Genomic DNA, 21800 nt, shown 5'->3' with positions numbered 1-21800 from the left:
GTGGCCAGAACCGGCCATGTATCGGATCCGCGCCTTACCCCGTGCCTTCCCCCTCCCATGTCCGGATCGTGATGGCGACCCTCGACGGGGCGCAGTTCGTGCAGGACCAGATCGACAGCCTTCTGGCTCAGGAGCACGCGGACTGGTCGCTTCTCGTCAGCGACGACGGCTCGCGCGATGCCACGGCCGGAATCGTCGCCGAGGCCGCCCGCCGCCATCCCGGACACGGAATCGTGCTGCGGCAGGGGCCTGGGCGGAGCGCGGCGGCGAACTTCCTCGACGCGATCATGACCTCGCCCGAGGAGGGCGCCTTCCTGGCGCTGTCGGACCAGGACGACATCTGGCTGCCGCACCGGCTCGGCCGGGCGGTGGCGGCGCTCGCCGCCCGACCGGGGCCGGCGATCTATGCCAGCCGCACGCTGCTCTGCGACGCGCACGGACGCGTGCGGGGCCTGTCGCGACGGCATCCAAGGGGGCCGAGCTTCGGCAACGCCCTGGTGCAGAACATCCTGCCCGGCAACACGATCGTCCTGTCGCCCGAGGCGGCGGCGCTGGCGCGGGCGACCGCGCCCGCCGCATTGGCCGCAAGGGGCGGCCGGGGCGTCGCGCATCACGACTGGTGGTTCTACGCGCTGGCGACCGGGGCCGGGGCGCGGGTGATCCTCGACGACCGGCCGGGGCTGCTCTACCGCCAGCACGACCGCAACGTGATGGGCGCCCATCGCGGCCTGCGCCAGGCCGCCGACCGCATGACGATGCTGCGCGACGGTCGCTACGGCGACTGGGTGGCGGGCAATGTCGAGGCGCTCGGCGCGGTGCGGGACCGCCTGACGCCCGGCGCGGCGGCGCTGCGCGACACCGTCGCCGACTGGCTCGCCGGGCGGGGGCCGCGCTTCGCCGACCTGCGCCGCGCCGGGATCCGGCGGCAGACCCTGGTGGGCGACGCGCTGCTGGCCGCGCTGGTGCGGCAGGGCAGTTTCGGGCCTCAGCCGGAGGGCGGGGCGGGCGGATCCTCCGCCCCTCCATCCGGCTCCCCCCCGGGCGGATAGGTCTCGATCCGCGCCAGCATCGGCGCGCGGGCGGCCTCGATCGCGGCGAGCCAGCCCGCTTCCTCGTCCCGGAACCGCTTGGCGAAGTCCCGGTTCTGCCCGGTGCCGACCCTGTTGTGGGGGCTGGCCTTCAGCGCCTCCCCGGGCACCCGGATGCGCCCGAGCCCGACATGACGGGCGATGCGCTTGACCACGCGATGCGGCGGGACGCCGGTATTGTCCTCGTAGGCCAGGCGCAGCGGCGCGATCCCGGCGGCGGCGAAGAGCGCCTCGCTGCCGGTCTCGGCGGCGCGGATATGGGCGATCCAGTGCCGGATCGCGGCGGCGTCGTAGGCGAAGCCGCGCTCGGCGCGGGCCACGTCCCGCGCGCCGATCGAAGGCGCATGGCTGATCCCCACGGCCGCCATCTTGGCCAGCGACACGCCCTGGGCGACGATGTCGCGCCGCACCAGCCAGATCGCGGACAGCTCGCCGAAGCGGTCCAGGAAGGCCGCGTCGCTCCCGAAGACGGCGCGGATCTGGTGATGCGTCACCTCGAAGCCCCAGACCCCGCCCCGGGCCCGGCGCCGGGCCAGCATGGAGACGTATTCGTCCATGTCGCGGGCATTCAGACTCTGCGCGATGCGGGGCATGAAGTTGGGGTTGAAGTACTCGCCCGGAATGCCCAGCCGCCCGGTCCGCGCCGCGATGTCGGTCAGCCAGGAGCTGCCGGAGCGCGGCGTGAAGTGGATCGCGTAGCCAGTGCCGGCGGCCGGGCCGGCCATCTCGGCGGCGAAGCGCTCTCGGTCCGGCGCCTCGGGCGCCGGGAAGCGGAACGGGCGGGCAGGCGGCGCGTGGCCGCTCAGCCCCTGCCACAGCCGCCCCAGGATGCGGCGGGGATCAGTCGCCATCGCCGCTCTCCGCACCGGCTTCCCCGTCCTGCGCCGGATCCTCCTCCGGCCTTGCGGGAGCGGGCGCCAGAGCGGCCAGGATCTCCGCCACAGGATCGGTGCCGGGGCCGAAGGGCAGGGGATGCCCGTTAGGCGCGTCCCGCACCGCCAGCCCCTGCGCGCCGAGATCGAAGGCCAGCACCGGCAGCCCGGTCGCCAGCGCCTCGTGCACCGCGTAGGAGAAGGTCTCGGGCCAGATGGCGGGCAGCAGCCAGTGGGTGATGCCGTGGCGGCGCACCAGATCCGGCAGCTCCTCCACCCGGTAGCCGCCATGGACGCGCACGGCGCGGGGCATCGGGCAGGCCGGATCCACCTGGCCCAGCACCACGACCCGCCCGGGTCCGGAGCGGGCGCGCGATCCCAGCGCCGCCACCACGGCCGCGCCCTTGTGCGCGTTGAGGTTGCCGATCACGCCCAGCACCGGCGGTGCCTCCGCGCCCGGCAGCGGATCCACCCGCAGGGCCGCCAGCAGGCCCGCGTCGATCGGATGGGGCCGCACCTCCACCCGGTCGGAATCGAGTCCGGGAAAGGCGGTCGCCAGCACGCCGCGCCCGGACTCGGAGAACAGCCGCACCCGGTCCGCGGCGGAGAGAAGCCGTCCCCAGGCGGCCTGCCATTCGGACAGGGACACACGGCTGCCGTCCGGCCGCCGTGCCCGGTGGGCAAGGTCGGTGCGTCCCGCGTCCACGGGCCCGCGCCAGGTCCCGTCCCGGTCCAGCAGCGTGTAGGACGGCGAGACCGGCAGCCAGTCGTGCAACAGCACCTCGAGCCCGTCGCCGGGACGGCGCAGGTCCAGCAGGATGTCCGGAAGGGCAAGCGGGTCGGCATCGCCCACCCCGCAGGAATAGACGATGCGTCTGCGCGGCAGGGCGTCCAGCATCCGCGCCACCGGCTCGATGCCGTCGGCCGTGCCGCCGGTCACGCCTCGGGCCGTGTGCAGTTCCAGCTGCCAGCGCGCCTCGCCGCCGACGCGCAGAACGGTGGAGGGCAGGCCGTCCTCCAGATCCTCGGCGATGCGCCGCTCCAGCCAGTGCTCCGCCCCGCCGCCCAGAGAATGAGCGAGGTAAAGCGGCACGGGACGATCCCCCGCGACCGCGCCCGCCCAGGCCATCCCGAGCGCCAGCCGCGGCGCGCGCAGCGGGTCGGTGCGGATGAACCGCTGCACCTCGGTGTCGTAGGCGGGGTAGCGTTCGGCGATCCGGGCGTTGTTCGCGCGGATCAGGCGGGTCTTCTCCTCCGAGCCGAAGCTGGCGCCGCCCCGGTGCTCGACGAAGAGCGCGGCGGTGCCGAGGTGCCGCCCGCCGAGCGCGCGGGTCTTCTGGCACCAGTCCACCTCCTCGCCGTAGCCGCGGCCGAAGGCGGTGTCGAGCTGCGGCACCCGGGCCAGGAAGACGGGCGCGAGCGCCATGCAGAAGCCCACGCCCGTGGGCATCGGCGCGACGGCCGCCAGGGCGTCGAGGTGGCGCGCTTCGGCGTCAATCGCCTCCGCCGCGCCCTCGGGCAGGTCGGCGCGGGTGCAGATCAGCGGCACGGTCGTGATCTCGGAATCATTCGACATCGGCGTGACGCTGGCCACGCCGGGATCGGCGAGCGGGGCGAGCAGGCGCGAGGTCCATCCGGCGGGTACCAGCGCGTCGGAATTGAGCAGGATCACCGGATCGTCCGGCGCCGCGGCGCGGGCGGCGGCGAGGCCGAGATTGACCGCGCCCACGAAGCCGAGATTGGTCGCGGGCTCGATCAGGTCCACCGTCCAACCCGCCGTCCGCAGCGCCTCGGCCCGGTCGCGCAGCCAGGGCCGGACGCGCGGATCGCGCGAGCCGTCCTCGATCAGGACGAGCCGAGCCGCGACGTCGGTCCCGCGCTCCACCCGGTCCAGGCAGTCGGGCAGCAGGTCGAAGCCGTCATGGACCGGCAGCACGATCGTGGCCGCGCCGGGGCCAGGGCAGGGGCCAGTGCCGGGGCCAGTGCCGGGATCGGGGCCAGTGCCGGGATCGCGAACCTGATCGAGCGGGCCGAAGGGACTGCGCGGCACCAGGCCCAGCACGCGCTTGACCGTGGCCCGGTGCCGGTCGTCCCCGGTCCGCGCCCAGCCGGCCAGCGCCGGAACCAGCCGGACCAGTCCGCCGGCGAAGGCCAGCGCCTGGCCGGCCACGATCCCGGCGGGGGAGGGCAGGCGCAGGGCATGGTCCGGCGCCCCTGCCACACGCAGCCGCGCCCCCCTTCGGGACCCGGCCCGTCCTTCGTCCCCTGCGCCCGGCGCGGCGCGCGGCAGGACAAGGTCGAAGACCATCGGCCCGTCCCGGCCTTCGGGCCGGTCGGCCGCGATCCGTCCCCCGCTTGTCTCGAGCGCGATCTGCGGCGCGTCGATCTCGCCCCGCACCCGCAGCCGCGTCTCGTCGAGTTCGATCCGTGAGACGCGCCCGATCATCCGTCCGTCCGCGCCTCGGATCGGCCCGCCCGGACGCTCCACCGCGCCGTGGGCGTCGCGGTAGCGGCGCCAGAGACCGGCGATGCGGCGCAGCTGCAGCAGCGGGTTCAGCGCGGCTCCTCCGGCAGCGGCGCGGCGGCGGCGAGCCGCCCGAGCGCGTCGAGAAAGGGCGGCTGGAGCTTGTCTCCGTAGAGGATGCCGCCCGGTCCGTCATCTGGCGGAAAGAGCGGCGCGTCCGGCGGGCAGTTCGCCGCGAGCCCACCCAGCACCCGGTTGTCCGCCATGAAACCGTCGAGGAACTCCGCCTGCCGGGCCGCGCTCTCGAACAACGATCGTCGCAGGAGCGCGGCACGATCCTCAGGACCGAACCGGCGGGCGATCTCGAGGACATGCCGGCGCAGCGGGTCTTCGTCCTCGTCCTCGGGGTCGGGGACGAAACCGTGCAGCAGGCGCTTCATCACGACGAGGTCGAGCGGCAGGGATTCGTTCTGGACCGCCGGACGGGGCAGGTCGTCCGCCGCGATCCCGAGCGCCGCGCAGAAGCTGCCGATCACGTCGCCGGTCTCGCGCAGGCGCTCGAATCCCAGCACGCGGACGGGGCCGAAGACCTCCTCCCAGGCGCGGACCTGGTCGAGGAAGGCGAAATGGTACCAGTAATCCTTGAGGAAGGTCTTGAAGCCCCGCCGGATGCGCGTGACCTTCACGTGTTCCTGGTAGAGCGATTGCGCGTAATCGTCCTGGCGGCGGAACACGACCGTGATCTCGGCCGGACCGATGAGGTCGTGCACCTGGGCGATGTAGCACCGGCGCGCGTCCCAGTAGGCCTCGACCCCCTCGGGCATCTTGCCGTTCCGGGGCAGGACGACGTGCCGGTAGAAGGATTCGGCGCTCAGGATCGTGACGTCGTGGTCGGCCATGCCCGCGCGCACCGCGGCGAGAAAGGCGCGCGCCTGGTCGGGATCCGAGGCGGACCGGCCCGACAGCGCGTTGGCGATCTCGAGATGGGCGTAATGGTTCGGCGCACCGACCAGATCGTATCCGGGATACCAGACGCCCCGCCCCGCGAGCGTCTCCGCGTTCCTGCGCAGGAACCGCTGGATCGAGGTCGTGGCCGTCTTGTGGGTTCCGATATGGAGGACGAGACGGCTCATGCGGGGGACTTCGGGCAGGATCGGGGGTTCGCGCAGCACCTATCACCAGCTCCGGAGCGGGGCAAACCGCGCGTTCCGGCGGGGCGCCGGGAAGGAAGTGCCGTATTCCGGCCCGGTCCGCTCAGGACGCCGGGCCGGGCCCGTCATCGCGTCCGTCCTCCTGCGACGGGTCGGCCGGGTTCCCCGCGCCGCCGCTCTCCTCGGTCCCCGGACCGCTGTCCCTGCCCGGCCCCTCCCCGGCCGCTGCGGGCGACTCCTTGGTGCGCCGACGCTTGCCGGCCTTGCGGCCCCCGGTCTCCGTCAGCTCGCGGATCGCCAGATTGAGAAGACGGGTCCGGCGCTCGGGATCGACGGGACAGATCTCCTCGACCGAGATCGGCCGAAGCTCCCATTCCGCTCCTTCGTCCCCGCTGCCGACCCGGTCGTAGTCGATCCCCGCGAAGGTCACGCCATGCACCTGCCGCAGCCAGCCCAGATCGGGCGAGTCATGGTCCAGCCGGTCGGCGATGCCGGGATACAGGTGGGGGCGGCGTTCGCCGCCCACCGCCTCCTCCGCCATCTCGATCGCCCGGCGGTAGCGCGAGGTATCCGGCGTGAAGCGATTGTTCGAACGGGGCAGCACCTGCCGCCGGTAGTCCTGCAGCAGCGCCATGCCCTCGGCGCTCAGCGTGGCGTTGACCTCCTGACGGCCCTCGGCCAGCGCCTCGGGGGGAACCTGCGGCAGTGCCTCCCGGCGGAAATGCTCGAGGATATCGCCGCCGGGAAAGGCGCCGCGGTCGAAGGCGAAGACCCGCATCGCGCCGGGATCGGCGACATGGGCGGCCATCGTCTCGATCGGGGCGCGGTAGGGGATCGCCCGCACCCGGCGCACCTTGTGCGAGGCGCGCAGGATCTGCTGCGCCGCCGAGAGGTACCAGTCCGAGGGACGACGCACATAGGCAACCACCTCGATCCGGCTCGCGCCCAGATCCTCCAGCAGCGCGCGCAGGCGGCGGGCGGGATCGGGGCTGGTGATCTCCCACAGGTTCTCGGCCGAGAGCGCGAGGGTGTCGATGCCGCCCCGCGCGAGCCGGGCGCGGATCTTGGCCAGCCAGTCGTCGAACAGCGCCGCCCCGTCCCGGCCCTTCAGCGAATGGACTAGGTAGCGCGGCCGGTCCTCGGCCGCGACGAGCCCCTGCATCAGGAAGTTGGCGTTATGGCTGATCACCGGCGAGAGCGGGTAGAGGATGCCCGCCGCCTCGAGCGCGGGGCGCCCGGCGGCCAGCCTTTCCTGCAGGGCGCTGGTGCCGGTCTTGGGCATCCCGCAATGGAGCACGACCTTCATTTCGCCTCGGTGTCCTTCCTTTGTCCGGCCCCCGCCCGGTCCCTTTCCCGGACCGGGTCGGGCTCCGCCGGTGCGCCGGGCCGGGGCGGGGGCGGCATCCGGCGGGCCATCCCGGCCAGCGCCCCGAGCATCAGCCGCTCGCACAGGGCGGGATCGACGGGGCAGATGTCGGCAACGCGCCGCACGGTGTCGAAGGTTCCCGCCGGCGCGATCCGGGCATAGTCGATGCCCGCGAAGACGATGCCCCAGCGTTCGCGCAGCCAGGACAGGTCGTGCGATCCGTGGTCGATCCGATCGGCGAGATCCGGCAGCAGCCGCGGCGGGGCCGGCGCGTCCTCGCCCCGCGCCTCGGCCTCGGCGCGCAGCACCGCCTCGGCCTCGGACAGCGCCTGCAGGAGGGCGGCGCTGTCGGGCTTGTGGCGACGGTTCGCACGGGGATGGAAGCGGGCCCGGTAATCCTGCAGGATCGCCATGCCCTCGGCGCCGAGCGAGACGTTCGCTTCCGCTCCGTCGTCCCCGGGCGGCGGCAGGGCACCCGGATCCTCCCCGGCCTCGGCAAGGAAGGCGCGCGCGATGTCGCCCTCCGGAAAGGCCGCGCGGTCGTAGAGCCGCACGGCGAGGGAATCGGCCACGCCCTCCCAGGTCTCGAGCGCGGCGCGATAGGCCGTCGGGCGCGGCTGGATCAGCACGTGGCCCGCCTTCAGCCGCTGCTGGACGAGGCCCACATATTGCTCGGAGGGCCGGCGCAGATAGGCCACCAGATCGAGCCGCCCCCCGGCCTGCCGCAGCATCTCGGCCACCGCGCGCGCCGAGGGCGCGTCCTCGATCCGGAACAGCGTCTCGGCCGAGAGCACGATCCGCCGCGCCCCCGCCGCCCGCGCATCGGCGCGCACGCCGTCCCACCAGGCCTGCATGTCGGCGATCGCCCGCTCCACGTCGCGGCCGTAGACCCGTTCGTGATGCCGCGGGAGCCGCTTGTCGCGCGAGGCGAGGGCGACCAGCAGGCTCTGGTTGTGCGGCGTGATCAGGCCCTGCGGATAGTGCAGCCCGCGCGCCGCCAGCCAGTCCCGCGCGGCGGCGAACCGGGTCTGGATCGCGGTCGATCCCGACTTCTGCATCCCGATATGGAGCAGCACGTCCATGGTTCAGGCCCCGCCCGGACCGGCGGCGGGGGCCGCGACCAGCGCCTCGGGCACCGCGAAGGGCCGGGGCGCGCCCTCCGCCGGGTCGAGCCGGGGCGGCGCGCCACGGCGCAGCGCGTCGAGATGCCAGGCGTTCCACGCCTCCCAGTAGGCCAGCCGCACCGCCGAGCGCCCCTGCGGGTCGATCGCGCCCGGCCCCGACATGGTGAGCGAGGCGTCGTGGCGCCGGCCCAGCGTCAGGATCCGGTCCAGCACGATCCGCGCGCCGGGCCCGGCATGATAGGCGAGGCGGGTTTCGAACTCGCGGTCGGCGCCGAAGCGGACCGGATCGTAGAGCCCGGCCATGTCGAAGGCCTCGGCCCGGAACAGCTGCGAATGGGGGCAGATGTCGGCGTAGACCCCGGTCGGGCCGCATTCGACGCGGCCACCGGGATCGACCCGGAGCCAGCGCGAGACGCTCCACAGCGCGTCCGGCCGCTCCGCCATCGCCGCGAGATGACAGGCGAGGTGATCACGGAGCCAGAGATCGTCGGCGTCGCAGAAGCCCACGAAGGCTACGCCCTCCTCCAGCGCGGCCCGGATGCCGTGGTTGCGGGCGCCGTAGGCGCCGCGATTGCCGTCCAGTGCATGGACCCGGATCCGGGGATCGCGGACGCGGCGGGCGATGTCGGCCGTGCCGTCGTCCGAGCCGTCGTCGACGACATGCAGCGTCAGGCCGGGATGGCTCTGTCCCAGCACGCCCGCGATCGCCCGTCCGATCCAGCGCGCGGCACGGAAGGCGGGCATGACGATCCCCACCGGCGGCGTATCGGCGCCAGAAGGAAAGGTAGCGAGCCGGGGGGTGGGGAGCCTCTCACGCAATGTGTCGAGGCCGAAGGCGCAGGCCGGATCGAGGATCGTCCCCTGCCGTGCCAGGACCTGCGCCAGCGCCCGGTTCGGCCGCCCCCGCGCGAGGCCGAGATTGTGCAGCGCCACGAGGCAGGCGTCGGGCGGCGCGGCGCCGTCCCGCTCCGCCGCGGCGAGTGCCCGGCGCAGCGCCCGCTCGGCGCGGCGGGTCCGGCCCTGCGCCAGCGCCGCCTCGACGAAGAGCGCGTGGCCCTGCGGCGTCGAGATCCCGTCCTCGGCACCGCCATCGGCGAGGATCTCCAGCCCCTCGGCGGGATCCTCCTCCATCTCGAACACCGCGCGGGCGATGATCTGGCGCGGATCGAGCGGATCCTCCGCCTCCCACAGGTCGAGGACGGGGCGGGCCTCCTCGCGCGGCGCGCTTCGCGAGGCGGCGTGCCAGAGCGCGCCGAACAGCTCGGGGCCGGGGCCGAACAGCGCCAGGTGCCGCTCGCCGAGATCCCGTGCGAGGCCGTAGGCGCGGCTGCGGGCGAAATGCCGGCAGCCCGCCCGCAGGAGCGGCGCCGTCCAGGGGGCGGGGGCGGATTCGTCCGCGGCCGGCCCATCCGCTTCCGGCCCCGCCCCGCCCCGCGCGATCAGGTCGAGCGCGCGGGCGGGCTGCGCGGCGAAGAGGAGGTCGGCGACATGGTCGCCCCGCATCCGGGTCTCGGCAAAGGTCTCGGGCGCCAGATAGAGCCCGAGCACGGCATCGATATCCGGCCCCGCGCCCCGCGCCGCGGCGGCGAGCGCGGCCTCCAGCGCGGCGGCGATCTGCCGCTCGGCCTCGGCGCGCGGCGGCAGCGGCGGCACCAGCGCGCGCAGCCGCGGCACGCGGATTCCGTCCGGCTGGGCCCCGGCATGGGCGTCGAAGGCGGGAGAGCTGTGCACGAGGCGGACGAGCGCGCGGGCGAGGCCCGCCAGCCCCGGCGCGGGCTCGGGCAGGAGCGGGCCGGCGGGATCGGCGTCGAGCCGCGCCCGCGCCGCCGCCAGCCCCGCCAGGGTGCGGGCCTCGTCCAGCAGCCGCACGCCCCGCCGCACCGGCCCGTCCGGGCCGGGATCGAAGCCGGTGCGGCGCAGGAAGCCCGCGAAGTCCGCCGCGGCCGCCATCGCCCCCGCCAGATGGGGCGGCAGCACCGGCCCCTCCGGCAGGGCGGCGGTCACGGTCGCTCCTCGCGGGCGAGATCGGCCATCCGCCAGCCCGTGCTGCGCGCGAAATGCGCCTCGAGCGCGGCCACCGCCGCGTCGTTGCCCCCCGAGAGGTTGTAGGTGAGGTAGAGGCTGTCGGCATAGCCCGCCTCCTCGAAGGTCGAGGCGGTGTAGTCGGTGCTGATCAGATGCACCGGCACCCCGTTCGAGGCGAGGTGCCAGCGGAACCACAGATCGTCCATCGTCGGCGTCAGCCGCAGCGCGGTGTCGATGTCGAGCACGCCGACCGGGAAATGGGCGGTGTTGTAGAGCACCCCGTCCTTGCCGGTCGGCAGGAGCAGCCGCCCCGGCGTCTGGGTGGCGCGGGCCCGCATCCAGCCGCGGTAATCGGTGGGGCGGCCGGCGGCGTCGAAGCTCATCCGGTGGCCGCGCTGCGCGATGGTGCAGCCATAGACCCCGTAGGCCGCCGCGAGGCCCGACAGCCACCCTTCGGGATAGATCGTGTCATCGTCGGCGGTGGCGACGAGCTGCGAGCGGCCCCAATGCTCGAACAGGCAGGGGAGCAGCTTGCGGTAGGGACCCCAGTTCGGGACGTAGCGCAGATCCAGCCGCCCCTCCGATTCCTCGGCCAGGCGTCGCACCGCATCGGGCGGCTCGGGGACGCCGCGATCGAGCAGATGCGGTTCGCGCGACAGGTGCAGCAGGACCCGGAAATCGGGATAGTCCTGCGCCAGCAGCGAGGACAGGACCTGCGCCAGCCCCTCCATCCGCGACGAGATCGCGGTGAGCGAGACGTCGATCCGCCCGAACGGGGCGCGGGAGACGGGGGCGCTCATGGCGATACCTCCTCGACGCCGATCCCGGCCGGATCGGGCGCGCGCAGGGCGGCCGGGACCGCGATTCCGGCGGGATCGAAGCGCTGGCCGTCGCGGCGCATCGCAGCCAGCGACGGGCGGCGGTCGATATGGCTGCGCCAGAGCTGCAGATGCTCGCGCAGGTCGCGGACCGTCCGCTGCGACAGCGTGGTGCCCGCCGCCCGGCACAGCATCATCGGCAGGCCGAGATCGTGCAGCGCGCGGCCCCCGTGATAGTGCCGAATCCGCTCGCGCATCTCGATATCCCCGCGCGAGCGCACCGGGGCGAAACCGCCCACCTCATCGAAGACCGTCCGGCGGAACATCGAGCTCATCGGCCCGTCGCCCTCGATCCGGAACTGCGCCTCGAGCTGGACATGGCCGTTGTCGTCGATGCGGACATGCCTCGCGGTGACGAGCTGCCGGGCGGGATCGGCCTGCAGCGCCGCGACCTGCCGCGCCAGCCGGTCGGGATGGGACCAGTCGTCGGCATCCTGGATCGCGACGTAATCGCCCCGCGCCCGCCCGATCGCGATGTTGCGCCCGATATAGGGCCCGGCATTGCGGTCCAGCCGCAGCAGCCGCAGGTCCGGGTCGGCGGCCTGCGCCGCATCAATCGCGGCCCGCCCGGCGGGTCCAGAGGCGTCGTCCACCAGCAAGATCTCGACCCGCACGCCGCCCTGCGCCCTGAGGCTCGCGAGCGAGAGATCCAGCAGGTCCGGCTCGGGGTCGAAGGCCGAGACGATCACGCTGACGAGCGGCCCCTCTCCCGGCGCCGCGGCGGGGCGCGCCGTCGCGGCGGCATGGGCGAAGACCGCCGCCGCGCTGTCGCCCGCGATGCGGATCGGCGCCGACTCCGATGCCGCGAAACGGGCCGCGAGATGGGCGTCGAGCGGCCCGCTCTCGCCGAGCACCGCCAGCCCCGCCAGGGCGGGCTCGGAGAGATCGTCCAGGAACCCCGCGGCCCGGAGCCGTTCGAGCGCCGCGCGGTCGCGCAGCAGCGTCGCGGCCAGCACGCGCCGCCGCGTGCCGCCGCCGGGCGGCACCACCAGGTCCGAGGGCAGGGCGAGCGCGGCCAGCTCGTTCGACCAGCCGCGCAGCCCGTCCATCCAGGTGTCGTGGTCGAGCGCCGCGATCCGGTCGGGCGCCGCCTCCAGCAGGGCCACCAGGGCGGCGCGGTCGTTCGCCACGAGGGCGGCGCGCATATCCGCGCGCAGATCGCCCGCGGCGCGGATCGCCGGGCCGAGGGCGCGCCCCGCCGCGGTCTCGAGCGGGGCGAGGAAGGCGCTGCCGTCCAGCGCGGCCATCCGTCCCAGCAGCCTCGGCTCGTTCAGCGTACCGGGATCGCTCGCCACGAAGAGCGTCGCGAGCCGGCCGGCATGGGCCGCGCCGCCGAACCGCTGCACTGCGGCGGCGAGGCGGCTGCGCATCGTGGGAACCGGGGCCCGCCCCTCGGCCTCGACGAGGGCGGCGAGGGCGGCGGCCAGAGCTTCGGACGGCAGACCCGCGGCGAGCAGTTCGGCCAGCGGCAGGACGAGCTCCGCCCGTCCGGCCACGATTCCCGGCCCGGCCAGCGCGACCCCCGCCGCGATCCGCTCCACCGCCGGCAGGTGCCGCGCGAGGTCGAGGAAGGTGGCGAGGGCGGGCGCCTCGAGCGCGGCGAGGATCCGCGGCCGCTCCGCGAGCGCGACCGCGAAGCCGTCGAGCGCGGGCCAGAGCGCGCGCAGGTCGGGCGCGTCGAACGCAGCTGCACCGAGGTCCCGCCCGGCGCCCCACCCGGCTTCGGCGGCAAGGGCCAGCAACGCCTCGGCAGTCGCGGCGGTGGGGGCGTCGGCGAAACCGCGCGCCGTTGCCGCGGCCCGCGCGGTCCGCCCGGCGGCCCGGTCGAGCAGGGCCTCGGCCGCCCAGTGGCGGGCGGGGTCGGCGGCCCCGGCCAGGGCGGCGCTGACCGGCCCCGCGGCAAGGCCCGCGGCAGCGAGATCCGCGCCGACCCGGTCGGGCGCGAGGGTCCGGGCCAGCGACAGGAAGATCCCGGGCCGGATCGCGCCGGCGGGCGGCTCCGTTTCCGCCCTCGTCTCCGCACCCGCGTCCACCTCCGCGCCGACATCCGCCGCCGGCACGGCGTCGGCGCGGAACGGCGAGACGATGCCGAAGGCCAGGCCCGGTCCGGCCGGATCGGCGGTGAAGAGAAGCAGCCCGCGCTCCACCCAGTCCAGCCAGCGGGGCAGCCCGTCCCGGCCCGCCACCTGCGGTGCCGCCGCGCTCCCGTTCGATCCGGCCTCCGGTCCCGGCGGCGTCCCGCGCGGCGTCTCCGCCGAGGTCTCGACCGGTGTCTCGGCCAACGCCCCGAGCGGCAGGCTCGCGGCGGCCGCGACCATCATCCGGGTCAGCACCGGGCGAACGGGCGGCGGCGGCGCGGCGGGCGCCGGACCTGCAGGCGGGGCCGGCGGCAGGATCTTGAAGCCGCCCGTCACCGCGTCGAAGCGCAGCCCCACGGGACTCGTCGGAAGCGCCCCGCCATAGCGCCAGTGCCGGGCCAGCGCGTCGCCGATCCAGTCCGGATGCGTCGGGGTGTCCCTGCCGACGAGCAGGAGCGGTGTCTTGAGGACGGCCGCGTCGAACGCGCCCGCCCGCACCCGCGCGGCGAGCGCGGCGAGCGCGGCGCGGCCCGTCCCCTCGACCAGGTGACAGCTGTCGAGCCCGGTCCAGCCCGCCGCGGGCGCGCCGTCGTCGAGCCGCAGCACGAAGGCCGCCGCCGTTTCGGGCGCGGTCTCGCGCGCGGCCTGCCAGAAGGCCTCTCCCGCGCGGCGCAGCTCGATCCGGCGCGGCGCGCCGGGGGTGCCGGCGTCGCGGGGCGCACCCGGCGGGACCACCCGGCCGACGGGGCGGCGCGGGCGCGGCTCGGGCAGGAAGGGGGCCTGCTGCTTCCAGGACGGCGCGTCCGCCGCCTCGAGCGGGGCCGCCTCCCCGTCGCGCCAGGACAGGGCGGCCGCGGCGAGCGTCAGCGGCGAGGGCACGGCGTCGCCGGGCAGGTGGAGGAGCAGCGCCCCGGTCTCCCCGCCGCCGTCGCCGTCATCCTTGTCTGTCCCGGCCTCGTCCCCGTGCCGGACGGAGGCGACGAGGCCGGCCTCGCGGAAGGCGGCCCACCGGGCGGCGAGGCTCGGCGGCGGCGGCGCATCGAGTCTGACCCGGACCGGAACCGGCGGCGCGAGCGCCAGCGCGGAGGCCGACCCGTCCGCGCCGAGGGCGCCGTCCTGCGGCGCGAGCGTCGCCGCAAGACTCCGAAGATCGAACCCGCCCAGCTGCGGCAGCCCGCTTTCGGCCCGGCGGATCGCGGCGTAGCGATGCAGGATGTCGGGCGCCTCGACCGCCTCCGCTCCGCCGCGGCCGAGCCGCATCGGCGCGCCGAGTTCGACCGCCATCGCATCCGCGACGAGAGCCGCGCCGGGCTCCGCCGTCCGCGCCGCCTCCAGCAGCGCTTGCGCGAGCGACAGCGCCGGGTCGGCGGCGGGCGACAGGGCCGCATGGAGCCGGGCCAGCGCGATCAGCGCGCGCGCCTGCCAGGGCGTCAGCCGCCCCGGACCGGGCGCCGCCGAAGCGGCGGCCATCTCGCCGAGCTTGGACAGATAGGGCGCTGCGGGATCGGAGAGCGGGGCGATCAGCGTACGCGCCTCGCGTGCGATCAACGCGCCGGAGGCGAGATCCGGCGCGATTTCCGACCCGGTCCCGGCCTCCGGCTCGGTCTCCGCCCGGGCGACGGCAGTCGTGCCGCTGCGCAGCGCGTCGAAGAGATGGCCCACCCGCTCGGCGAACCGGGCGGAGGCGAGGAGGCGGGCGATGAAGCTGTCGGCGAGGACGGGCTTTTCCATCAGCGCCGCGATCCGCGCTTCGGGCAGGTCGGTCTCGCCGTGCAGCACGGCGAGGTGGCGGGCGATCACGCCCGGGTCGATCTCGCGCGACAGCGCGTCCTGGACCGGGGCGGGATAGGCGGCGATCCGGGTAAGGAAACTCTGCGGAAGCTGGGTCATCGCGTCGTCCGTCGCTCCGATCTGCCGCGCCGGCACCGCGGTCCCGGAAGGTCGCGACTGAACATCACATCCGGCTTGGGAACTCAACATCCGGCCGGCCCTGCGCGGCGCGGCCGCGGGGAGCCCTCAGGGATCGAGGGCGCGACAGATCGCCAGATCGGGAGCGGCCGAGACCTTGTCGGCGAGGGAGGCATAGATCACCCGGATCGCGGCCAGATCCTCGGTCGCGATCGTGTCGAGCCCGGTCGTGCGGGCCCGGCGGGGCGGCAGGGTCGGGAAGGTCCGATCGAGGAAGCGTTCGATCGTTGGGATGGGATCGTCCAGCGTTTCGCAGCGCAGGCACAGCACGTCGAACCCGGCAACCGAGACTGAACCGGACGGCCGGGGCCGCGATCCTGCACTTGACGCATCGTCAGGGGCCACCGACGATGGGAACAATTAGACGACCCCCGATTCCACACCCTTTTCAACCTGGGATTTAAAGCTCATGGCAAAGGATATTGCATTCGGCGATTCGCCGGTTCCGGTTTTCGACACCGCCTTCACCGATCTCAACCCCGCCTGCGGCTGCTGCATCCCGGCCCGCGCGCTGACCCTCGCGGCGGACGGTGCCGGCGCTTCGGGTGCCGGCGATCTGGCCGACGTGCCCGAAGGGTTCGAGTGGCTCGGCGAGATGTCGGGATCGCCGCAGGGCGGGGAGGGGGGCGACACCGTCAGCGCCAATCCGGTGGCCGGCAATCCGCTCGTCGCCTGGCTGACCGGCACCGACAAGTACGACGACGGTACCGACCCGCAGAACATCTCCTACGCCTACGCGGAGGACAGTTCGGACTTCAGCTACGCGCTCAGCAACGCGGCGACGGTCTTCGACAGCATCAACTTCAACGGCAGCAATTCCGACCCGGTCTATTTTGACGTCAGCAACCCCGCCGCGATGCTGCAGCGCGTGGAGGATCTCTACGACGATCTCGAATGGTCGATGACCAGCCTCGAGAAGGTGGCGGACCTCGACTTCGTCAACACCACGAACAGCTTCCAGTCGACCGCGACGGACTTCAAGTTCCTGGCCTTCGACAACCTGGTGCGCGACGACGGCTTCGGCGGCCTGGCCGGGCTGAACGGGCGCGCGACCTTCCCCGGCACCGACACGACTTCGGGCTCGTCCACCAACAACGAAGCCTACATCATCTACAACACCAACTCCTCGAGCATGAACACCACGCCCGAGGTCAACGGCTCGTCGAACCGGCTGCACACCTCGATCCACGAGATCATGCATTCGCTGGGCGTGGGCCACCCGCACGACACCGGCAACGGGTCGAACTCGGTCGGCGGATCGGGTGCGACGGCAGCGGGCGACGACGAACTCGACAACGACCGCTACACGGTGATGAGCTACGAGCGCGGCGGGCTCAACACCAACAGCCAAGGCCTGAACTTCGGCTACGCGGTGACGCCGATGGCGCTCGACATCGCGGCGCTGCAGTATCTCTACGGCGCCGCGACCAACCACACGGGCAACACTGTCTACACCCTGTCGGACCGGCAGACCGGGATCCGCGATCTCGACGGCGACAACGGCACGGTCAACATCGGGCGCGCCTTCTACGGCATCTGGGATACCGGCGGCACCGACACGATCCAGTACAACGGCGCATCCAGCGTTGTGATCAACCTCAACGAAGCGACGCTGAATCAGAGCGTCACCCCCACCAACATTGCCGAGATCATCTCGATCCTGAACGGCTCCGGGGCGTCGCTCTACAATTCCATCGTGCCGTCCACGACGGCGGGCGAGATGCGGGACGACCTCACCGATCCGGATTATTTCGCCGGCGGCTTCTTCAGCCGGATCATCCGCAACGGCACGCCCGAACTGGGCGGCTACTCGATCGCCAACGACATCTATGCCGGCAGCCTGACTACCGTGATCGAGCGCGCGACCGGCGGGTCGGGCGCCGACCTGCTGATCGGCAACGAGCAGGGCAACGTGGTCACCGGCAACGGCGGCAACGACCTGTTGATCGCCTCGGACGGCAACGACACGGTCTATGGCGGCAGCGGAAGCGACGGGGTCTATGGCGGAGACGGCGCCGACCGTCTTGAGGGTGGCTCATCCGCCGACGATCTCTACGGGGGGTCGGGCAACGACAGATTCTACGGCGGCTCCGGCACTGACACGTTCTACGGCGGCGACAACGACGACCGCTTTTACTACACCGCCAGCGATGGGGTCATCGGGACCGAAAGCCTCGCCGGTGGGAACGGATACGACCAGATCCTGGTCTCCACCGCGGGCATGGTCGATCTGAGGGACATCAACGTCTCCTCGATCGAGGAGATCGTATTCAATTCCCCCTCGTCCCAGACGATCCTTCTGTCGAATAAGGAATTGGACACCACCAGCGAATTCGCGTCCGACCTCGTCATCGACGGCGCGCTCGCCGGGGTCGATGTCCTGACCATCCAAATGTCGTCGAGCTACGGGCGCACCATCGACCTGTCGAACTTCGTCTTCGAGGACTGGACCGACAGCCAGGACACCACCTCGGTCCTGGGCTCCACGGGCAACGACACGATCACCGGCTCGGCCTTCGGCGACATCCTGGCCGGGGCCGGCGACGCGGACGAGATCTATGGCGGCGACGGCGGCGACACGCTCCAGGGCGGGGCGGGCGACGACAGCGTCTACGGGGGCCTGGGCGACGACATCATCCGTCAGAACAACCAGAACACGGCCGAGACGATCGACGGCGGCAGCGGCACCGACACGCTCGACCTCGCGGCCTCCACCGTGGGCTGGGACGTGGGCTATACCAGTGATCTGGTCGTGGCCAGCCGCGACGGCGGCAGCACCACGCTTGCCTTGAGCGGGATCGAGATCCTCCTCGGCAGCGATCACGACGACCTGATCTCGGAATTCCCCCAGGTTCTCAACCTCAACCGGATCGAGGCCGGGGCCGGCGACGACATCGTCCGGGGCGGCGCCGATGCGGGCAGCGACACGCTCTACGGAGGGGCCGGCACCGATACCTACGAGAACACGTTCTCCGGCTACGTCACCGATCTGGCCACCGGGACATGGTACTACACCGGCAATCCCGTTCCGGCCGAGCAGAGTCTGTTCGAGTTCGAGAACGCGACCGGCACCACGGGCAACGACACGCTGATCGGCGACGGCGGCGCCAACGTCCTGACCGGGGGCGGCGGCTCGGACAGCGTCTCGGGCGGCGGCGGCGCCGACACGCTGGTTCAGTCCATGAGCGGCACCAGCACGTTCAACGGCGGCGGCGGCACCGACACGCTCGACGTATCGAGCTTCACCCAAGGCATCAGCCTGCTGGCCGGCGGAAGCGACGGAAACGGCAACCTGACAGCGGGCTCGACCACCATCGTGGAGGCCAACGAAAGTTCGATCGAGCGTCTGATCGCGACCGAGTACGACGACTACATCGAGGAATACTTCATCGACCGGATCGAAGCCGGGGGGGGCGACGACTATGTCAGCACCTACCTCACCAACTCGGCGGGCGAGTATTTCGACGGCGGCGGCGGCACCGACACGCTGAACTTCTTCCGCCTGTTCTCGAACCTTACGGCCACGCTCGATCTGCAGACGGGCGAATTCACCGGCTCCAGCGGTGTCACCAATTTCGAGAACGCCATCGGCCACAGCGGCGACAGCACGATCCTCGGCACGGACGGCGTGAACACGCTTTCAGGCAATGGCGGCGCGGACCTGCTCTTCGGCCGCGGCGGCAACGACGTGCTCAACGGCAACACGGGCCAGGACGTGCTCGACGGCGGGGCGGGCGACGACACCCTGGACGGCGGGGCCGGGGCCGACTGGTTCGTCCAGAGCAGCGGCAGCGACACGATCACCGATTTCGGCGACGGGGCCGACCGGCTGGTCTACGACTGGGACGGCGGCGAGGTGTCCGTCTCGGGCGGCACCGTCACCGGCAACGGCGGCACGACCAGCCTGGGCGGCCCGGTGTCGCGCAAGGACGTCTTCTACAAGATGGCCGAGACCGGGACGATCGCCGTCGACCAGATCGGAGCGACGATCACACTGGACCGCAGCTTCGTCAATCCGGTGGTCTTCGCCAAGACCACGACGACCCTGGGGTCCGAGCCCGTCACGGTGCGCCTCAGCGACATCCAGAGCGACAGCTTCCGGCTGAACCTGCAGGAGCCGAATTACGAGGACGGCTCCCACGCGGGCGAGGAGGTCACCTGGATGGTGTTCGAGGCCGGAACCTGGGAGCTGGAGGACGGCACCCGGTTCGAGGTCGGCAGCACCACCTCGGACAAGCTGTCCAGCGCCGGCACCGAGGCGATCTCCTTCACCGAGGACTTCTTCGACGCCACGCCCACGATCCAGAGCCAGGTCCAGACCAAGGCGGGCTCGGACTGGGTGATCACCCGGCAGACCGACGCCTCGGCCGAAAGGTTCGAGCTGACGATGCAGGAAGAGGAGGCGCTGAACGCCGGCGCCCACGCGACCGAGAGCATCGGCTGGATCGCCTTCGAGGCGAACAGCGGCACTTGGGACGGCCGCAGCTACGAGGCCGGCACCACCGGCGACACCGTCGGCGAGACGGCGACCTCGCAGGGCTTCTCCGGCGCCTTCTCCGCCGCGCCGCAGCTGCTGACCAGCCTGGCCAGCCTCGACGGGGACGATCCGTCCTTTGCCCGGGCCGGTGCCGTCACCGCCAGCGGCTTCGACGTGGCCGCGCAGGAGGAGCAGAGCGCCGATCCCGAGACCGCCCACACCAACGAGACGGTGGACTTCTTCGCCCTCGCCGACGATGGCGGGGTCTTCGGCGACGGGGTGCTGACGGCACGGGTCGCCACCACGGCCTTCGCCGAATACGGCCGGGTCTCGTTCGACGACGGCGGCACCACGGTGTCCTTCGACGAGAGCTACCTCAACCCGGTGGTCTTCGCCGTGTCGAACACCACGAACGGCGACGCGCCGGTCAATGTGCGCATCACCGACATCACCTCGACCGGGTTCAGCGCCTACCTGCAGGAGCCCAACTACGAGGACGGTGCCCATGCCACCGAAAGCGTCAGCTGGATGGTAATCGAGGCCGGCACCTACGAGATGGCCGACGGCACGGTGTTCAGCGCCGGCACGCTGCAGAGCGACCTGCTTTCCTCGGCCGGGTTCGAGAGCGTCGCCTTCGACACCGGGGCCTTCACCGCCACGCCCAGCATCATCAGCCAGGTCCAGACCGACAACGGCGCGGACTGGGTGACGACGCGCCAGAGGAACGCCGACCGCAGCGGCTTCGACCTCACGATGCAGGAGGAAGAGGCCGAAAACGGCGGGGTCCACGCCTCCGAGACCCTGGGCTGGCTCGCGGTCGAGCGGGGCGTGGCCATGGCGGGCGACGATCTGATCGAGGCGGGCGCGACGCCCGACGGGGTCACCGACGCCTTCTTCTCGCAGGCCTTCACCGCGGGCTTCGGCTCCGCCCCCGTGCTGCTGACCCAGCTGTCGAGCTTCGACGGCGACGACAGCACCACGGCGCGGACCCAGGCGGTCGGTGCCAACGGCTTCCAGGTTCGTTCGCAGGAGGATCGCAGCGCCGACAACGAGACCAACCACACCTCCGAGACGGTGGATTTCCTGGCCCTGGCCGGGGACGGCGTGCTGCGGGGCGAGGACATCTCGGGCCGCGAGATCATGGCCGAGGTGGGCAGCGTCACGCTCTCTTCGGCGCAGAGCGTGATCCAGCTCGACCACGATTTCGACAACCCGGTGGTCTTCGCGATGCCGCCCTCGTCCGTGGGCGGCGATCCCGTTGCGGTCCGGATCCGGGACGTCACCTCGAACAGCGTGACGCTGTCCCTGCAGGAGCCGAACTACGAGGATGGCGCCCACGGCAACGAGACCGTGACCTACATGGTGGTCGAGGCCGGCGCCTGGGAGCTGGCCGACGGCACCCGGATCGACGTCGGCATGCGCTCGACCGACCTTCTGTCCTCCAGCGGCTTCGAATCCGTCGATTTCGGCGAGGACTTCGACGACATGCCGGCAGTGTTCACCCAGGTGCAGACCGATAACGGGGCCGACTGGGTCATCACCCGGCAGCGGGATGCCAGCGAGACCGGGTTCGCGTTCACGATGCAGGAGGAAGAATCCGGGAACGGCGGCAACCATACCACCGAACAGGTCGGCTGGATGGCGATCGAGGCCGGGCAGGGGACCTGGAGCGGCCTCGACTATCAGGTCGGCGTGACCGGGCAGAACGTGACCGATGCCTTCACCCGGATCGACTTCGCCCCGGCCTTCGGCGACGCGCCCAACATGCTCGGCTCCATCGCCACCTTCGCGGGCAAGGATCCCTCCGGGCTGCGGTTCCGCGATCTCGATGCCACGGGCGTCGATCTGCAGATCATGGAGGAGCAGAGCAAGGATGCCGAGGTCTCCCACGGCTCCGAAGCGGTCAGCCTTCTCGCGATCGCGGGATCAGGGCTGCTGACCGGGTTCGCCCGCGAGACCGGTTCGGTCACGCTGGACCTTGCCGCAGACGGCGATGCTGCGGGTGTCGCCGCGCCCGTCGACGAGACTGGCACGCACCATGTCCTCGCACTGGGGGCCGACGTGCTGGAGATCGACAGCTTCGGGGCCGAGGACGGGCTGGTGATCGACGGTGGCTATTTCGGCCTTGCACCGGACGGGCTGCAGGCGGCCGGGACCGGCAAGGTCCGCGAGGCGCTCGAGGACGGGATCGCCACGTTCGACCGCCAGACGGGCGAGGGCCGGATCGACGGCACGCTGGTGGTGCGGATCGTCGACGCGTCCGAACTCGGCTACGACGACGTGTTCCTGTTCTGACGTCGGCGGGGGGT

General features: G+C 72.7%; 11 protein-coding genes. 2 read left to right on the top strand and 9 right to left on the bottom strand.

The annotated features are described in order from the left end of the window. Positions 1-71 precede the first annotated feature (71 nt). Positions 72-1049 carry a glycosyltransferase gene (locus A37W_RS21300; protein WP_018302593.1) on the top strand — a complete coding sequence of 326 codons (978 nt, stop codon included), beginning with the start codon at positions 72-74 and terminating at the stop codon, positions 1047-1049. On the opposite strand, the gene A37W_RS0108425 is transcribed toward A37W_RS21300, so the two are convergent. The 9 genes from A37W_RS0108425 to A37W_RS0108385 form a co-directional block, all read right to left on the bottom strand. After that, positions 986-1939 (bottom strand): Stf0 family sulfotransferase, encoded by a 954-nt coding sequence (locus tag A37W_RS0108425; protein ID WP_018302592.1) that lies wholly within the window; start codon positions 1937-1939, stop codon positions 986-988. The two genes, A37W_RS21300 and A37W_RS0108425, sit on opposite strands and share 64 nt — an antisense overlap. After that, the gene (locus tag A37W_RS21295; protein WP_018302591.1) at positions 1929-4406 is read right to left on the bottom strand and encodes a glycosyltransferase; all 2478 of its coding nucleotides are present in this window, start codon (positions 4404-4406) and stop codon (positions 1929-1931) included. Before A37W_RS21295 ends, A37W_RS0108425 begins: the two co-directional genes overlap by 11 nt. 107 nt (positions 4407-4513) lie before the next feature. Then, positions 4514-5557, bottom strand: a complete 1044-nt coding sequence (locus A37W_RS0108415; protein WP_018302590.1) for a hypothetical protein — start codon at positions 5555-5557, stop codon at positions 4514-4516. 121 nt (positions 5558-5678) lie between these two features. Then, entirely contained in the window at positions 5679-6881 is a 1203-nt protein-coding gene (locus A37W_RS0108410) for a sulfotransferase family protein (RefSeq protein ID WP_026198373.1), read from the bottom strand. Then, positions 6878-8023 (bottom strand): hypothetical protein, encoded by a 1146-nt coding sequence (locus tag A37W_RS0108405; RefSeq protein ID WP_018302589.1) that lies wholly within the window; start codon positions 8021-8023, stop codon positions 6878-6880. Before A37W_RS0108405 ends, A37W_RS0108410 begins: the two co-directional genes overlap by 4 nt. A gap of 3 nt (positions 8024-8026) precedes the next feature. Further along, entirely contained in the window at positions 8027-10069 is a 2043-nt protein-coding gene (locus A37W_RS22760) for a glycosyltransferase family A protein (protein ID WP_018302588.1), read from the bottom strand. Then, positions 10066-10890, bottom strand: coding sequence for a glycosyltransferase family protein (locus A37W_RS0108395; RefSeq protein ID WP_018302587.1), 825 nt, complete (start codon positions 10888-10890; stop codon positions 10066-10068). Before A37W_RS0108395 ends, A37W_RS22760 begins: the two co-directional genes overlap by 4 nt. Next, positions 10887-14936, bottom strand: a complete 4050-nt coding sequence (locus A37W_RS0108390) for a glycosyltransferase (protein WP_156169089.1) — start codon at positions 14934-14936, stop codon at positions 10887-10889. Before A37W_RS0108390 ends, A37W_RS0108395 begins: the two co-directional genes overlap by 4 nt. A gap of 126 nt (positions 14937-15062) precedes the next feature. Then, complete coding sequence (locus tag A37W_RS0108385) at positions 15063-15284, bottom strand: hypothetical protein (RefSeq protein WP_018302586.1); 222 nt, start codon at positions 15282-15284, stop codon at positions 15063-15065. A gap of 139 nt (positions 15285-15423) precedes the next feature. On the opposite strand from A37W_RS0108385, the gene A37W_RS21285 reads away from it, so the two are divergent. After that, positions 15424-21786 carry a hypothetical protein gene (locus tag A37W_RS21285; RefSeq protein WP_018302585.1) on the top strand — a complete coding sequence of 2121 codons (6363 nt, stop codon included), beginning with the start codon at positions 15424-15426 and terminating at the stop codon, positions 21784-21786. Positions 21787-21800: the final 14 nt, after the last annotated feature.

It is taken from the genome of Wenxinia marina DSM 24838 (genome assembly GCF_000379485.1).
Taxonomy (GTDB): Bacteria; Pseudomonadota; Alphaproteobacteria; order Rhodobacterales; family Rhodobacteraceae; genus Wenxinia; species Wenxinia marina.
This window is presented reverse-complemented; position numbering and strand designations above follow the sequence as displayed.

Bases quoted from the DNA above. Each gene is read 5' to 3' on its own strand.
- A37W_RS0108395 (WP_018302587.1), bottom strand. From the start codon at position 10,890: ATGAGCGCCCCCGTCTCCCGCGCCCCGTTCGGGCGGATCGACGTCTCG.
- A37W_RS0108405 (WP_018302589.1), bottom strand. From the start codon at position 8,023: ATGGACGTGCTGCTCCATATCGGGATGCAGAAGTCGGGATCGACCGCG.
- A37W_RS0108415 (WP_018302590.1), bottom strand. From the start codon at position 5,557: ATGAGCCGTCTCGTCCTCCATATCGGAACCCACAAGACGGCCACGACC.
- A37W_RS21285 (WP_018302585.1), top strand. From the start codon at position 15,424: ATGGCAAAGGATATTGCATTCGGCGATTCGCCGGTTCCGGTTTTCGAC.
- A37W_RS21300 (WP_018302593.1), top strand. From the start codon at position 72: ATGGCGACCCTCGACGGGGCGCAGTTCGTGCAGGACCAGATCGACAGC.
- A37W_RS0108410 (WP_026198373.1), bottom strand. From the start codon at position 6,881: ATGAAGGTCGTGCTCCATTGCGGGATGCCCAAGACCGGCACCAGCGCC.
- A37W_RS0108390 (WP_156169089.1), bottom strand. From the start codon at position 14,936: ATGACCCAGCTTCCGCAGAGTTTCCTTACCCGGATCGCCGCCTATCCC.
- A37W_RS0108425 (WP_018302592.1), bottom strand. From the start codon at position 1,939: ATGGCGACTGATCCCCGCCGCATCCTGGGGCGGCTGTGGCAGGGGCTG.
- A37W_RS21295 (WP_018302591.1), bottom strand. From the start codon at position 4,406: ATGATCGGGCGCGTCTCACGGATCGAACTCGACGAGACGCGGCTGCGG.